Raw genomic sequence first — 13,530 nt, 5'->3', positions numbered from 1 at the left:
TCAATCCTTCAGCAGGGTCTGCCGCAGCAGGATGATCAGCATGGAATAGGCAAGCAGCAGTGCGAGCAGAACCAGTGCGATCGCCGAGGCATAACCGAAATCGAGCCGCCTGAACGCCTGGGTGAAGATATAGCTGGCGACGATCTGCGTCCGGTCCGCCGGCCCGCCGCCAGTCATGACGACAATGAGATCAGCAAAGTTCGATACCCAGACGGTGCGGAGCAAGACCGTGATGGCAATCGTCGGCGCAAGGAAGGGAAGCGTGATCGAACGGAAGCGCTGGAGCCAGCCAGCGCCATCGATCGATGCGGCTTCGTAAAGATCGCGAGGAATTGCCTGAAGCGCTGCGAGCAGCGTGATCGCGAAGAACGGGATGCCCCACCAGACATTGGCGATGATCGGTCCCCACATCGCAAATTGCGGATCAGAAAGAATGTTGCCAGGGGCGCCGGTCAGCCCGAGGCCGAAGAGCCAGTGCGGAATGGGCCCGATCACCGGATTGAAAAGCCAGGCCCAATTGAGGCCCGCAAGGAAGGACGGAACCGCCCAGGGCAGAAAGACGAGTGCCTGCACGATGCCCCTGCCCCAGAACGGCTTATCGAGCAAAAGCGCCAGGATGAGACCGAAGATGAACTGCAAGATCACCGAAGCGCCGGTCCACCACAGCGTATTGCGAAGCGCGCCGTAAAAGGCCGCATCTTTCGAAAGGGCTCGGAAGTGCTCAAGCCCGATGAAACCGCCGGAAAATGGGTTCAGAAGCTGGATATCGCGAAAGGCGTAGGAAATGCCCACTGTCAGCGGCGCCAACATAACCGCGATGATGAGGATCAGCGACGGTGCGCTGTAGAGATAGGGCTCCGAGGCATCTGCAAGACGCTTCAGCCACGGCCTGCGATCGTGGCGCCTGTTCAACGTGTCGGCGATCATAGTCATCGGCCAAATTCCGGTTCGCGGGCCTGATGGCGCCGTCTGTCTCGTCGGGAAGGTTCGGCGGCGGATCGCTCCGCCGCCCTGGCTCCTATTTTTTGGCCAGGAACTTCTGCTGCGCCTTGGTCAAGTAGTCGGCCCACTGATCGGCCAGTTCCTTCGGCGTAATGTCGCCAAGAAGTGCCTGCTGCGAGGTCTTGATCGCCAGCGAATCCTTGAAGAAGGCGAATTCTTCGAGGTAGGTCGGCATGACGGTCGGAACCGTGTTGGGGTCAGCCAGTTCCTCGAACCAGCCCCTGAACTGGTCGCCTGCATAGAAGGGATCCTTCTCGGCCGCAGTATAGGCCGGCAGAGCGCCGATCTTCTTGTTCCACTCGATGTTGCCTTCCGGGCCTTCAAGCGTTGCAATCAGCTTCCAGGAAAGGTCCTTGTTCTGGCTCGTCGTGAACATCGACCATCCCGCATAGCCGATCGTTGGGAAGGATTTGCCGTCCGGCCCCTTGGGCAGCGGGATGACGCCGAAGTCTTCCTTCTTCATGCGCTCGGCAATGGCAATCAAAGCATCCGGATCCTGGTCGAGAAAGGCGCAGGTGCCGGAATAAAAGCCGGCAACGACCTCATTAAAGCCCCAGTTCACACTGTCCTTCGGCGCATAGCCCTTCTTGTAGAGGTCGACCATCCACTCGATGCCCTTTGTCCAGCCGGGGCTGTTCATCGTTGAAGTGCCGTCTTCGTTAAAGTACTTGTTGTCGCCTGCCATGGAGGCTGCAAAGATCATCCAGCCATTCAAGCCGCCCGGGCCGCCGCGCATGCAGTAGCCATATTTTCCGGAGATCTTGGAGACCGCTTCGGAGGCCTTGGAAAATTCGTCCATCGTCTTCGGCGGTTCGGCAACGCCTGCTTCCTGTAGCAACTTCTTATTGTAGAACATGGCACGTAGATAGAAGCCGTAAGGCAGCATATAGGCCGTATCCTTGACATCGCGCCCGAGTTCAAGCGCGCGCGGCGTCAGCTCCTTGGTGTGCTCCCACTTTTCCAGATAGGGTTCAAGGCTTTCAAGCATGCCGTTGTTGCCGTAGAGCGAAAGCCAGGTGTCCGGCATTTCCATCACGTCCGGCGTATCGCCCGCCGACACCATTGTCGCGAACTTCTGGAAGGCTTCGTTCCACGGTAGCGAAATGATCTCGACCTTGGTGCCCGGGTTTTCGGCCTCGAACTTACCGACGATCGATTTGAGGGTCTCGGTGCGCTCCGGGCTGGTGATGACTTCAACGAGTTTCAGCGTCGTATCGGCAAAAGCCGTGCCTGCCATCATCGCTGCGAAGAGCGTTGCAGTTATCAGTCTCTTCATGCTCATTCCCCCTTTTCGGTGTTCTTTCAGTTGACGGGTTATGAAGCGGCGGCTATCGCCTCTTCGATATCCCTCCACAGTGCCTCGGTTCCTTCAAGGCCGACATGGAGGCGTACGGACCGCGGATGAATGCCAAAGGCATGCGCGGAATTCGGCTGCGCTTTCTGCTGGAGCACAACCTCGCCCGGTACGATCAGGCTTTCATGCCCACCCCAGCTTACACCCAGTTTGAAAAGCTTGAGGTGGTCGGCAAAGGCGCGGATATCGACACCTTCGCGGAAAATGAACGAAAAGAGCCCTGATGTGCCGTTGAGGCCAGTGGGCAGACGATTGGAAAGTCCCGGATGACAGACCTGCTCGACGACATCGAATTTCTGCAGGCGCTGGGCGATGGTCATCGCCGCAGCCTCGTGGGCCTTCATGCGAAGCGGCAGCGTCCGCAGACCGCGGATGAGAAGCCAGGCGTCGAAGGGCGAAAGCTTGGCGCCGAGATAGGGATAGGCCTCGGCCTTGATGCGCGCGATCATCTCCTTGGAACCGGCAATAACGCCGGCGACGACGTCGCTGTGGCCGCCGAGATATTTTGAAGCCGAATGGATAACGAGATCGACCCCTGATGTCAGCGGCCGTTGGAAGAAGGGGCTCGCCCAGCTGTTGTCGATCATGGTAACGGCGTCATGCCGCTTGGCGAGTGCCACAAGCGAGCCAACGTCATGGGCCTCCATGACCCAGCTCGTCGGGCTTTCCATGTAGAAGAGCCTCGCACCGGGCAGCGCCTTGGCGACTGCCTCCTCGTCGCGCCCGTCGACATAGCTGACCTCGATCCTCATCCGCTTCAGGATCGTGCCAAACAGGCGGAAAGCGTCTGGATAGACGTGTTTGACCGCTACGATCCGGTCACCGGGCTCTACAAAGCTCAGGACCGCCGATGAGATCGCCGCCATGCCGCTCGCAAAGCCGAGGGCATCTTCCGCGCCCTCGAGCTTGGCAAGCATCTCCTCGAACATCCGCACAGTCGGATTAAGCCCACGCGTATAGATCGGCCGCACCTTCTCGCCGCGATAGGAAGCGATCATGTCATCGTAGTCGGAGAAGGTGAAAAGCGACGTCTGAAAAATCGGCGGAACGACCGCATCCGCGAAGTTGCCCTCGTCATGGGCGGTGATCAGCGAAGCAAGCTCGAAGGGTTCCAAGCCGTTGCTCATTTGGACATTTCCTTGATGTCTTCCTCGACAACCTCGAGGATTTTCAATGTTTCTTCGCGGGCAGCCTCGGCGTCCTGGGCAACGATGGCGTTGAAAAGCGTGCGGTGGAACGGAAAGGACCGGCGCGCAAAGTCTTCCCGGTCGAATGGATGAGTCCAAAAGCGCTCGAAGGTCTCGCGCATCTGCTCAAGAAGCTGGCCGAACAGCGGATTATGGGTTGCGTCATAAACAGCCATGTGAAAGGCGAGGTCTTCGGGACCGGACGTGCCCTTCGCTTGGTGCACGCGCTCCATTTCATCGAGCTTCTCTTCGATGACGGCGAGGTCGCCGGCCGTTCTGCGCCGCGCAGCCACCATGCCTGCTTCGCATTCGATGCCGCGGCGAACCTCCAGCGTCTGCAGAAGGACGTCACGAAGATGCGCCGTGTCAAGCGACAGCGGCATGTGGATGGTCGCCTTGGAAACCGGTTTCAACAGGTAGGTGCCGCTTCCCATGCGCGTCTCAATCACTCCCAGCGCCTGAAAGTGCCGGATCGCCTCGCGAATAGTCGAACGACCCACAGCAAGGGCTGCCATAAGTTCACGTTCGGCAGGCAGCCTGTCGCCTGCCTTAAGCTTCGCCGCCTCAACATAGTGAGCCAGCGCCTCGGTCACCTGACGCGCACGATCCATGGCGGGAAGCGGCCGGATCAAGGGGGTATCGCCGACATGTGCCTTCATGGTTCACCGATTGATTCTTAAAGCACCAGCTTTTCAAATTGGTCTGACGTCTTAGCATTTCGCAAAGAATCTGCTCCGTCAAGGTGGAGCAAGCTGATGAAGAGCAGATTCCAATTTTTCGAAAAACCCTGCCTTTCGGAAAACTGCCGATTAGACTCTCCTAAAGTGCCGATCTAGGTCAATTATAGGAATTTCTTCCTGCTTCCGATGTTTCGTATGCTGCGGAGTAGGAATGGCGAATTTCCGTTCTGAGTTGGGTCTTCAAGCGATCAGGTGAAATTTCGCGACAGGGGCTGCAGGCGTTCCCAGGCCTCCCCCTTGCGACTGTGGAGCTGGGGTGGTCTCACTGAGGCGGAGCGGCTAGTGAACAATGTCCTCGCAGCCAAGAACCTAAGTCCGCAGGTAACGAGACACGATAGCCTCATCTGGCTACAGGACGCTCTTTCAGCGCCGTTCTCGTGACCATGTCGACGCGAGCTGGGGAGTGATACGATGACGGCTTTGGAACTCTACGCACGCATGATGTTCGCCCATTATCTGGGCGACTTTCGCCCTGCAGTCGCAGTTCATCGCGGACGGCAAGAACTGTAGGAATCCAATCCCCGGAGTGCCGTCGCGGCAGGTGCTGATGGCCCATGCGGGAATCCATGGCGGCTTTGTCGCGGTGGCGATCGCCGTCGCCGGCCTCTCGAATCCCGAGCTTCTCCATTGGGCGGTGGTCTTCGGCGTCGCCGAGACGGCGATCCACTTCCGTATCGATGCGGCGAAATGCGGCAAGAAGTTCGGATGGGACGTAGACCAGGCGCTGCACTTCCTCTGCAAGCTCGCATGGACGGGCGCCGCCTGCCTCATCGCTGGGATGCCGGTACTAGACCGCATGACCTCCCCTTAAAAGCGCCTGAGTGACGTCGTCCGCCGCGAGGCCGAGCATTTTCTCGGCATTATGCAGGGGAGACATGTTCGCGATAACTGTCTTTCGGGCGGTGACCGGCTGGAATGGAGCACGAGCACAACACCACTCGCCCCGACACCTTCGGGCGAACTATCTTTCTGAAACGTTGATTTGACAACCCGCCCTTAGCGCGCCGAGGTTGTTTTAGGCTTCTCTTATATTTTGTGTTATTTTCACTAGAAACATCCAAGGTGGAGTCATGGGCCGGCTGCTTGCATCGGTAGCGTTGTTTTTTGCGGCGACAATGGCCGCCGCAGGTGATCCCTTGTTCGATGCCGTTGCAGCGGGAGACACCGTCGCCGTCGAGCGGACTCTGGCTGCGGGTGCCGATGTCGACAGTCGGGCACGAGACCAGGGGACGCCTCTCATCAACGCCGCCCTCGCAGACAAGCTCGCCATAGCCGAACTGCTGATCCGCAAAGATGCCGACGTCATGGCTCGCAATTCTGGCGGCTTTACGCCCCTTCATGCCGCGGCCTTTTCCGGCAGCTTGCCGATCAGCAAGCTGCTGCTCGACCACGGTGCGACGCTTGACGACGCGGCCAACAAGGCGGGGGTGACGCCGCTGATGGTGGCCGGTGAGGAAAACCACGCAGCCCTCGCCGAGTTTCTGCTCGCCAAGGGCGCTGATGTCGGTCACGCGGAGGTTCACGGCTACACGCCGATCGCGCGGGCATTCTGGAAGGGCAACACAGACATCGTCCGGCTGTTCAAGCGGCACGGCGCGACCTGCCCTCCGGCCAGCCTCCTCGGCGACCAGGGTTACGCGAAATGCATGGAAATCCACGATTGAACAGGAGGCTCAGATGGAAGTAATGACCAGAAGCCGCGCACGAGGCATTGGACGCTCTGTGGCGGGGACCGTCTTGGTAGTGGCAGCGGTTGTCGGTGGGTCGCCTGCCTTCGCCGATGACTCGGTGAACACGGGCTACTTCGGCGGTGTGGCGATCATGGGGTACGACACGGTCGCCTACTTCACCGCAGGCAAGGCGACGAAGGGATCAGAGAAATTCTCCTACGAATGGCTGGGGACGCCGTGGCATTTCGCCAACACCGAACACCGCGACATGTTCATAAGTGAGCCTCTCAAATACGCGCCTCAGTATGGCGGCTACTGCGCGGGCGAGGTGATCAATGGGTCGGTCACGGTCAACATCGATCCGGAAGCCTTCAAGATCATCGACGGCAAGCTTTACCTGATCTACGACAAGAAGCATGCGGAGGGGTTCGCCGCCCACGCGGAAGACGCCGTGGCGAAGGCAGACGACAATTGGCCGAAGGTCGCGGCCGATCTCGAAATGGATCAGTATCACTGACAAAAGATCGACCAGGTCTTCTATTTCACGGGCGAGAAATAGAAGACCTTGGTCGAGTTCACATAGGCATAGATGGTCTCGTCGTCCGAGTTGGCACGTCTGTAGACCGGACCGCAATCTGCTTGACCGAATGCATTCTCGCTTTGCTCGCAGAGCATGTCTCCATTGATGGAAACCGTTTCGGTCATCAACTGCGTCGACGAGCGGAATGCCGCGCTGCCATCGAGGCCGATTTGCATGAGTGCCTGGCTTCCTGAGGGCTCGGTCTTGCCCCGCAGCAGTTTGCCTATGACGGTGCTTGCGATTTCGTCCCCGTTCAGCCGGTTACGCTCGTCGCCTTTGAAACCGAACGGCCACTCCGGCAGGCCGGCCTCGCGCAAGCCATCGAGGATAAACGCAAGATCCTGCTTGCGGAAGTGGGCGTAGCTGAGCCGCCAGCCTGCCAGGCAATCGCGCCCGGCCTGAAGGCGGATTCCCTCGGCGACAGCCGCGCGGGCGTCATCAAGGCGGCCGCCACGGACATAGGCCATGGCAAGAGGGGTAACGAACTCGCCGTTTCCCGGCGAACCATCTCGGGCGCGTTCGAAATTGTCGATGGCCTTCGCGTAGTCGCGCAGCAGATAAAAAACCAGACCAGCAGTGTATCGGTCGATGGCGGAGAGGTTCGGATCATGCTGGAGCGCCGTCTCGACGGCCGCAGCGGCTCCGTCATGCTTACCGGAGACCAGTTGAACGTATGCGAGCGCCATATAAGCTTCGGCATCGGCGGATCCAAGGGACACCGCCTTCTGCGCCGAAATGATTGCCTGTTCGTAACGGCGGTCCACGACCTGCATGACGGCAAGGACAGCGTACGGTGATGGAAGTTCGGGGTCGAGCGCCAGCGCGCGACTTGCCTTGTCGTAGGCCCTTTTTCGCGCCGGCGCGCTCTGTAGAACGTCGTCGTAGGCGCTCCGCCAGACATAGGCGGTAGCGTGCGCGTCCGCCGCGAAGGCCGCCGCAAAACCGGGGTCGAGGGCCTGCGCCTTGTCGAAGAGCGCCAGCGCCTCGAGCAGCCGGGAACGGCGGCCGGTCCGCGTCGCCTGCTCGGCCCGCAGGTAGTAGTCGTATGCCTCGAGATTTGCTGTCGGCGGCCGGGCAATCCGCTCGGCCTCGGACGGAGTGAGTTTCAGGCCGAGCGCTTCGGCGATCTGCCGGCTCATCTCGTCCTGCACGGCAAACACGTCCGCCCCGCCGCGGGCAAATCGGTTGGCCCACAGATTGTCGCCGCTTGCCGCATCGATCAGTTGCGCGTTGACGCGGATCTGACCGTCGGTCCGCCGCACGCTGCCCTCAACGACAAACTGGACACCGAGATCGCGTTTGATGTCTGCCAGAACGCGGGGCTTGCCTTTGTAGGCAAACACCGAATTCTGGGAGATGACGTCGAGGTCCGAAAGCTTGGCAAGATCGGTGATCAGATCGTCGGTGATTCCATCGGTGAAATAATCCTGGCGGGGGTCGCCGCTCAAGTTGGCGAACGGAAGTACCGCGATCGTTGCACGTTGCGGCGCAAATTGCCATTGCCATGCCACCACAATCGCGGTGATCGCGATCAACAGCGCTGCGAGCGTTGCCAAGACGATAGCCCGCCGTCCGGCCCGGCGGGCGGGTGCGGCGACAATCTTGCCCGCCTCGGAGGGATCGAGCAGGACGCGATACACGCGAACCGGATCGGCTATGTTCTTCAGGTGCTGCTCACCGAGGGCTGAAAACCCGACGTCGGCCTTGTGCGCGGCGTGATCGAACGCAGTGCCTGATATGCAGATTCCCCCTGGCGGGGCGATACCCTGGAGGCGCGCGGCGATGTTGACGCCATCGCCGTAGATATCATCTCCTTCGACAATGATGTCGCCGAGATTGACGCCGACCCGGAACTGAATTCGCTTTGTCTCGGATACGCCTTGGTCGCGGCCTGCCATTTCCCGCTGGATCACTGCGGCACACCGGACGGCGTCTACGACGCTCGCGAACTCAACCAGCGTACCATCGCCCATGAGCTTGATGATACGGCCGTGGAACTCCTTTATGGCGGGATCGACCAACTCCCGGCGGCAGGCTTTCAAGCGATCCAATGTGCCGCCCTCATCCTCCCCCATGAGGAGACTATAGCCGACCACATCGGCAGAAAGTATCGCGGTGAGCCGCCTCTCCATATCTCCGCCCCCCTTTCGAGGTCGTAAGAGAGCTGTTTATTCTACCACGTCGAAGGCGCGCAGGCGTTGCCAATCTCGTACGGCTTGCAGCCCGCGGCTGCATCATAGGCAGGCAGCCGAACCGCCAGCCCCTCAGAAAGGAGACGTGCAACAAGAGGAGAAAAAACGTCGATTTCCGGCTCCGCGACCAACACACTGGATTTCCTGGTGTTGGATGCCGAGGACGCGACGCGTGGGGGGCAAAGTATGGGTATACCATCATGACCGCTCCCTGTTCAGAATCGCTTCGAGTGTAAGACAAGGCGGCTGCAGAGGACATTATACGCTTGGATAGTTTTCATGGCCGATGGTTGTTGAGAGTGCCTGCTTCAACTGGCTAACGCGCATGGAGCGACGGTGGTGGTATTGCCGATCCATGAATAGTGAAATGTGTTTGCCAGGCATCGAGCCCGGACACTTATGGGTCGGCGTACTGGGCGCGCTCGGTTTTTTTGCTTCGCTTTTAGGCTTAGTCTTCCTGCCTGTTTCGTTCGTCCTGCTAGCCGCGAACGCTTTCGGATGGCTTTATTGGTTGGCGAGTGGCCGGAAATCGGGTCGTTGACAATTATCCAGCAACGAACATGAGGCATCGCCGAGCACTTCCAGAACGCGTGCGTGGATCGAACAGACGCTGCAGTTCCTGCTCGAGCAGCGCCAGTCGGTCGTAGACGAGCCTGCCTCCACTCGGATGCAGAACTCTCAAACAAGGCCGGCGTGCTGATGTCGCTCAAGGGCATCGGTTTGCGCACCGCATGCTTCCTCATGGCCGGCCGGCCGAAACATCGCGAATATGGAAACAGCGGGCGCCGCCCGAATGCGGACGCGCATGCGCTCCTTATGTTCGTGATACGGCACAATTCTCTGCCAGGTCACGCCCTGCGGACGCCTGCCGCCCGTGTGATTCCACGACGCGCAGCACCGCAACCGGCTGCCGTTGCCCAGCCCAAGATGCATCCCGCTGCCCCCCAGATCAGCCCTGCCAGATCGACTGGAACCGCTGGCACGAAGTCATTCCAGGTTTTCGTGGCAAGTGTCAGGTCGGGGCGGCGCAGCAGCACCAATGGTCTAGTGACTGGAGGCTCCAGTACCAATTCCCGCTGCTGTGCCGAGAGCCTGTCGTAACGCTCGAATATCCGGCGCATCGCGTCGCCCTGATTACGGAGGAAGACTTCAGGAGAGGCTGCATATACGCTCAGGGCCTCCTGACGGTCGAGGCCGTTTTGGACGGCCTGGGAATCAAATGCTTCAACGATTTTCCGCAATTCGTCCAGGGCCCCACCGATGCGCTGGCGGTACTGTTGGGCAAATTCAGGTCCTTGCGAGAAAACGACGCCACCCAGTAGCGCCATGACTATTGTCAACATTCGTGCCAGAAGTCCCATCCGAAGCCTCGCGTCGTTCAATGTCGAAACGGCGCGATCCACGGATGGTTGCGTGGTGAGAGATGAAATTTGTCAGATCCTGGCGGGAGCGCCTTCTTGGAACCAGGTTGCCACCATCGGTGTTCTTGGTACAAGGGAGATTGCCATGAGCACCAAGGACATGAACGCCACTCGGGAACAGCGCCGTCCAAAAGATGTCAAGCCGGTGCCTGGGAAGCCTGATCCCGCTGAAAAGGAGGCGATAGTACCCGCGGTTCCGCCAGCCGGTGCGCGGGACGAGAGAGAGCGTCCGATTGTCGACCCGGTGACCGGTGTCGCCCTTTGATCCGTCATGAAATCGGTAGTTCCGTGCATACCCGAATATCGGCCTTGTAGTCGCATTGGGCGCGGCGGCGCATAAATCTTTCTGTGCGCGCTGATCTACGAGAAGGCGGCTGTCATCGCTCGATCCTTCTCGACGAACGCACGGGTAGGCTGAAGTGAGAAAACTGGCTCAGCGTCTTGTGAGTTCAGTCGCAAAATTATGGCGATTGTTGTGCTGGTCTCGCCGTTCAGTACGCGCTTCAATGAAAGCTGGCAAAGCGGTCCTCCGGGTTACGACCAACCAGCGACGCGCACCCGCTGTACGGAATGCTGCTGCGACTTCGAGGAGAGCGAGGCGATCACGCTCTGGTTTTGCCGGAAGCATTGGCTGCTGACCTATCGCGGCCCGCGACCACTTGGCCGTCTGGAAAGGCCAGCTAAATCGGCATTGTTGCTCTCGTAAAGTCCTTTTGTTCTCGACGCCGTTGCCCCCGCACCAGCAACTCAGCACTTTAACTATCAGCGCTATTTCTTTTCCGCGCGATAGCGCTCATCAGCCACTTATTCGGCGGCCGCTAGAAAGAAGTTATTTTGTGAGGAAGCGGCAAGATCATGGACCCTGGCTTCAGCTTTGGCAATCAGCTGGTAGAATTCGTCCTGCGCTTCAACGTCCAGCTGGATAACAGCGTTGACATCGTCTGCCGTGTCACAGACGCAGGCGACTGCCGAGATAGGACACACGCCGCCTGGATAACGCTTACCAGTGCCGGTATAGGCGCGGCGACCCCAGCGTTCCGAATAGACAGTCTCTTCACGGTCGAGGTGCAGAATGGTCCCCTTGCACGCGGTGACAATGGCGGCCTTGCCGTAGGCGAACCAGTGGTAGTTCAACTTTCGCAGTATATATTTGCCTGTGATGTCCTCGCCCGCCAGCTCTGCCGGGTCATTAATCATTCTGATCATCGTGGCTACCTCTCATCGCTCGCTAATATCCGTCAGGACCGCTAGGACGACAAGATAGAAAAACGTAGCATTCGGAGTAACTTAGTCACAAAGTGTTTCCGATTCTTACACTGCTTCGAGCACCCTTCAGGTGGTTGGCAGCGTTGGGAAACGCAGGTTGGCCTCTGCCAAAAACAAGGATGCACATGTCAAGGCTGTTCAATGGCGAGCTGTATCCAGATCGATCTATCCGGAAACGTCCAAGGAATATTGCTTGAACCTGATCGGCGGACGGAAGGGGAACCCTTGTTCTCGCCGGATCGAGCGGGCGTGTCGATGTTCCACGTGCTCCGCTCTTCGCCAGCATCGGCGCAACGTCGCTTGCCCTGCGCTGGTTCGGCGGCGAGGGCCAAGCCCCAGGAATCTGTGAAGTCCCGCTGGAGACGTTCGTCCAAGCAATCGACGAACTTGAGAAACGCGGCTGCAGGCAGATCGCCATAGCCGGAACATCAAAAGGTGCGGAAGCTGCTCTGCTTGTTGCTGCACGCGATGAGCGCGTCGACGCAGTCTTTGCCATGAGCCCAACGTCCGTTGTCTGGGGGAACATCGGACCGGGCCGTGACGGCATCGCCTGGCCGGAGCGCTCATCGTGGACATGGAAGAGCGAGCCCTGCCCTTCGTACCCACCGATCCTTTATGGACAAAGGAATACACGAACGGGCTGGTTTCCTATCGAAGCTTGTTCGAGCACTGTCTTCAACGCTACGCCAAATCGATTCCGGCTGCCACCATTCCCGTCGAACAAAGCCGGGCAAAAATAATTCTGATCGCTGGCGGCAGTGACGCTCTGGCGCTCGGAGAGCTTTGCGAGATCGGTTCTTCATCGCCGCCAAATGTTCGCGAAAGAAGCCGAGCTGATTTGCGATCCAGAGGCTGGTCATCGTATCCTCCTTCCAGCGGAAACAACGCCAAGATCGTCGCTGCATGCGCACGGGGGCAGCGATAAATCTGAGAGGCGACTGGGAAGGGCTGCTTGGGTTGCTTTTGCCAATATTATACACCTCGCATAACCGTGTTGGACGCCATGGTGGTCAGCGCAGCCGGTCTGCAGTCTCGCCGAGAGTGTCCGCCACATAGGCTCCGCGTGATCCCATCGGCAATGGTGCGCCCGTGGTAGTGTCCTTCGCCGTCTGGTGTTCCAGCTCGGCATTCAGCTCGCCTCCCACGATCAGGATGACGATCGACAGCCAAATCCAGACCAGGAAGCCGATCAGCGCGCCGAGGGTGCCATAGGTCGCGTCGTAGTTGGCGAAGTGGTTGAGGTAGAACGAAAATCCGATCGACATCGCAAACCATGAAAAGCTCACAAGAAAGGCACCCCACGTCATCCATCGGAGCTTGGCGGGCTCGCGGCTCGGACCGAAGCGGTATACGGCGGTGGTGGCTGCGGCTGCGATCAAAAGCAACAGCGGCCACCTCAGGAGCAGGGCCATGTGCTCTTTGAATAGGTCGAGCCAAAGATAGGAAAGCACCACAGGCATGACAGCGACCAATCCTATTATTGTGGCGGCAGAGAGCATCGCGCCGAAAGTGAAGCACAGCCCTACGAGGTTAAGCTTGACCAGTCCCCGCTTTTCCTTTTCTTCATAGGCCACGTTCATCGCATCGAAGACCGCCAGCGTCCCGCTGTGCGTGCTCCACAGGGCGATGGCAAGGCCAACGAAGAAAGTGATGCCAAGCGTCGAGTCGCGGCTTTCCGCGAGGCTCTTGATGCGATCGGCGATGAGATCGAACGCGCCCGGCGGAAGCAGTCCTGACAGTTCCCGGAGGTGGCCAGCCATGGTGGCCGGATCTGCAATCAGCCCGTAAAGCGCGACGAGTGCCGACAGCGAGGGGAAAAGACCCAACAAGAGGTAGAACGTCACTCCGGCTGCTATGAGTGTCACACGATCATCGATGACCTCGTGAACCACCCGCCAAAAGACATCGCGCAGGCCTTTTACAGGTATCGCCTCGGGAACGCTTGCGTCCCTTCCTCGACCAGCCTCGAACTCAGTCTCCACTGATCCGGCTGGCGTGTCTCCATGGGTGCCCCTCAGTGCGACGAGTACACCGCCCACCAAGACAAGGAGGGTGGCGACGCTCGACAGCTTAATGTGCGGACGACTGAGCATAGGTAGTTCCATTCAGCAGGGTAAT

At 59.2% G+C, this 13,530-nt stretch carries 12 protein-coding genes and 2 pseudogenes; 6 read left to right on the top strand and 8 right to left on the bottom strand.

The genetic code is table 11. The features are described from left to right. From RGR602_RS28015 to RGR602_RS28000, 4 genes are all read right to left on the bottom strand, one after another. Positions 1-933 carry a carbohydrate ABC transporter permease gene (locus tag RGR602_RS28015; RefSeq protein ID WP_040115311.1) on the bottom strand — a complete coding sequence of 311 codons (933 nt, stop codon included), beginning with the start codon at positions 931-933 and terminating at the stop codon, positions 1-3. An 85-nt stretch (positions 934-1,018) separates the two neighbouring features. After that, positions 1,019-2,278: an ABC transporter substrate-binding protein gene (locus RGR602_RS28010; RefSeq protein ID WP_040116535.1), complete on the bottom strand. Its 1,260-nt coding sequence runs from the start codon at positions 2,276-2,278 to the stop codon at positions 1,019-1,021. A gap of 38 nt (positions 2,279-2,316) precedes the next feature. Continuing rightward, positions 2,317-3,483 carry a PLP-dependent transferase gene (locus tag RGR602_RS28005; protein WP_040115309.1) on the bottom strand — a complete coding sequence of 389 codons (1,167 nt, stop codon included), beginning with the start codon at positions 3,481-3,483 and terminating at the stop codon, positions 2,317-2,319. Next, entirely contained in the window at positions 3,480-4,202 is a 723-nt protein-coding gene (locus tag RGR602_RS28000) for a FadR/GntR family transcriptional regulator (RefSeq protein ID WP_040115307.1), read from the bottom strand. The genes RGR602_RS28005 and RGR602_RS28000 overlap by 4 nt, the downstream gene beginning before the upstream one ends. A gap of 553 nt (positions 4,203-4,755) precedes the next feature. Here RGR602_RS28000 and RGR602_RS27995 point away from each other — a divergent pair. From RGR602_RS27995 to RGR602_RS27985, 3 genes are all read left to right on the top strand, one after another. Continuing rightward, positions 4,756-5,094 carry a hypothetical protein gene (locus RGR602_RS27995; protein ID WP_210263505.1) on the top strand — a complete coding sequence of 113 codons (339 nt, stop codon included), beginning with the start codon at positions 4,756-4,758 and terminating at the stop codon, positions 5,092-5,094. 259 nt (positions 5,095-5,353) lie between these two features. Further along, the gene (locus RGR602_RS27990) at positions 5,354-5,947 is read left to right on the top strand and encodes an ankyrin repeat domain-containing protein (RefSeq protein WP_040115306.1); all 594 of its coding nucleotides are present in this window, start codon (positions 5,354-5,356) and stop codon (positions 5,945-5,947) included. A gap of 13 nt (positions 5,948-5,960) precedes the next feature. Further along, on the top strand, positions 5,961-6,470 hold the full coding sequence (locus RGR602_RS27985) for a YHS domain-containing (seleno)protein (protein WP_082046707.1): 510 nt from the start codon (positions 5,961-5,963) through the stop codon (positions 6,468-6,470). Between the two features lie 20 nt (positions 6,471-6,490). On the opposite strand, the gene RGR602_RS27980 is transcribed toward RGR602_RS27985, so the two are convergent. Beyond that, a complete protein-coding gene (locus RGR602_RS27980) occupies positions 6,491-8,665 on the bottom strand; it encodes an adenylate/guanylate cyclase domain-containing protein (protein ID WP_040115305.1) in 2,175 nt (724 codons plus the stop codon). Between the two features lie 643 nt (positions 8,666-9,308). Here RGR602_RS27980 and RGR602_RS40055 point away from each other — a divergent pair. Beyond that, a pseudogene (locus RGR602_RS40055) lies at positions 9,309-9,484 on the top strand (IS110 family transposase); the annotation flags it as partial. Between the two features lie 89 nt (positions 9,485-9,573). On the opposite strand, the gene RGR602_RS27975 reads toward RGR602_RS40055, so the two are convergent. Then, on the bottom strand, positions 9,574-10,086 hold the full coding sequence (locus tag RGR602_RS27975) for a DUF2937 family protein (protein ID WP_040115304.1): 513 nt from the start codon (positions 10,084-10,086) through the stop codon (positions 9,574-9,576). A gap of 145 nt (positions 10,087-10,231) precedes the next feature. Here RGR602_RS27975 and RGR602_RS27970 point away from each other — a divergent pair, with 145 nt between their 5' ends. Further along, complete coding sequence (locus tag RGR602_RS27970) at positions 10,232-10,411, top strand: hypothetical protein (RefSeq protein WP_040115303.1); 180 nt, start codon at positions 10,232-10,234, stop codon at positions 10,409-10,411. Positions 10,412-10,950: 539 nt separating this feature from the next. Here RGR602_RS27970 and RGR602_RS27960 read toward each other — a convergent pair. Further along, entirely contained in the window at positions 10,951-11,352 is a 402-nt protein-coding gene (locus tag RGR602_RS27960) for a hypothetical protein (protein WP_040115299.1), read from the bottom strand. A 201-nt stretch (positions 11,353-11,553) separates the two neighbouring features. On the opposite strand from RGR602_RS27960, the pseudogene RGR602_RS36530 reads away from it, so the two are divergent. Beyond that, positions 11,554-12,401 (top strand): annotated as a pseudogene (locus RGR602_RS36530) (acyl-CoA thioester hydrolase/BAAT C-terminal domain-containing protein). A gap of 21 nt (positions 12,402-12,422) precedes the next feature. On the opposite strand, the gene RGR602_RS27955 reads toward RGR602_RS36530, so the two are convergent. Then, entirely contained in the window at positions 12,423-13,505 is a 1,083-nt protein-coding gene (locus tag RGR602_RS27955) for a YihY/virulence factor BrkB family protein (RefSeq protein ID WP_040115297.1), read from the bottom strand. Positions 13,506-13,530: the final 25 nt, after the last annotated feature.

The organism is Rhizobium gallicum bv. gallicum R602sp, from assembly GCF_000816845.1.
In the GTDB taxonomy this organism is placed as follows: Bacteria; Pseudomonadota; Alphaproteobacteria; order Rhizobiales; family Rhizobiaceae; genus Rhizobium; species Rhizobium gallicum.
The sequence above is the reverse complement of the archived record's forward strand: the minus strand, read 5'-3'. Positions and strand labels throughout refer to the sequence as shown.

What these genes read in the sequence shown, in the direction of transcription:
- RGR602_RS28015 (WP_040115311.1), bottom strand. Translation starts at nt 933, where the DNA reads ATGACTATGATCGCCGACACGTTGAACAGGCGCCACGATCGCAGGCCG.
- RGR602_RS27970 (WP_040115303.1), top strand. Translation starts at nt 10,232, where the DNA reads ATGAGCACCAAGGACATGAACGCCACTCGGGAACAGCGCCGTCCAAAA.
- RGR602_RS28000 (WP_040115307.1), bottom strand. Translation starts at nt 4,202, where the DNA reads ATGAAGGCACATGTCGGCGATACCCCCTTGATCCGGCCGCTTCCCGCC.
- RGR602_RS27955 (WP_040115297.1), bottom strand. Translation starts at nt 13,505, where the DNA reads ATGCTCAGTCGTCCGCACATTAAGCTGTCGAGCGTCGCCACCCTCCTT.
- RGR602_RS27960 (WP_040115299.1), bottom strand. Translation starts at nt 11,352, where the DNA reads ATGATCAGAATGATTAATGACCCGGCAGAGCTGGCGGGCGAGGACATC.
- RGR602_RS27980 (WP_040115305.1), bottom strand. Translation starts at nt 8,665, where the DNA reads ATGGAGAGGCGGCTCACCGCGATACTTTCTGCCGATGTGGTCGGCTAT.
- RGR602_RS28005 (WP_040115309.1), bottom strand. Translation starts at nt 3,483, where the DNA reads ATGAGCAACGGCTTGGAACCCTTCGAGCTTGCTTCGCTGATCACCGCC.
- RGR602_RS27985 (WP_082046707.1), top strand. Translation starts at nt 5,961, where the DNA reads ATGGAAGTAATGACCAGAAGCCGCGCACGAGGCATTGGACGCTCTGTG.
- RGR602_RS27975 (WP_040115304.1), bottom strand. Translation starts at nt 10,086, where the DNA reads ATGGGACTTCTGGCACGAATGTTGACAATAGTCATGGCGCTACTGGGT.
- RGR602_RS27990 (WP_040115306.1), top strand. Translation starts at nt 5,354, where the DNA reads ATGGGCCGGCTGCTTGCATCGGTAGCGTTGTTTTTTGCGGCGACAATG.
- RGR602_RS28010 (WP_040116535.1), bottom strand. Translation starts at nt 2,278, where the DNA reads ATGAAGAGACTGATAACTGCAACGCTCTTCGCAGCGATGATGGCAGGC.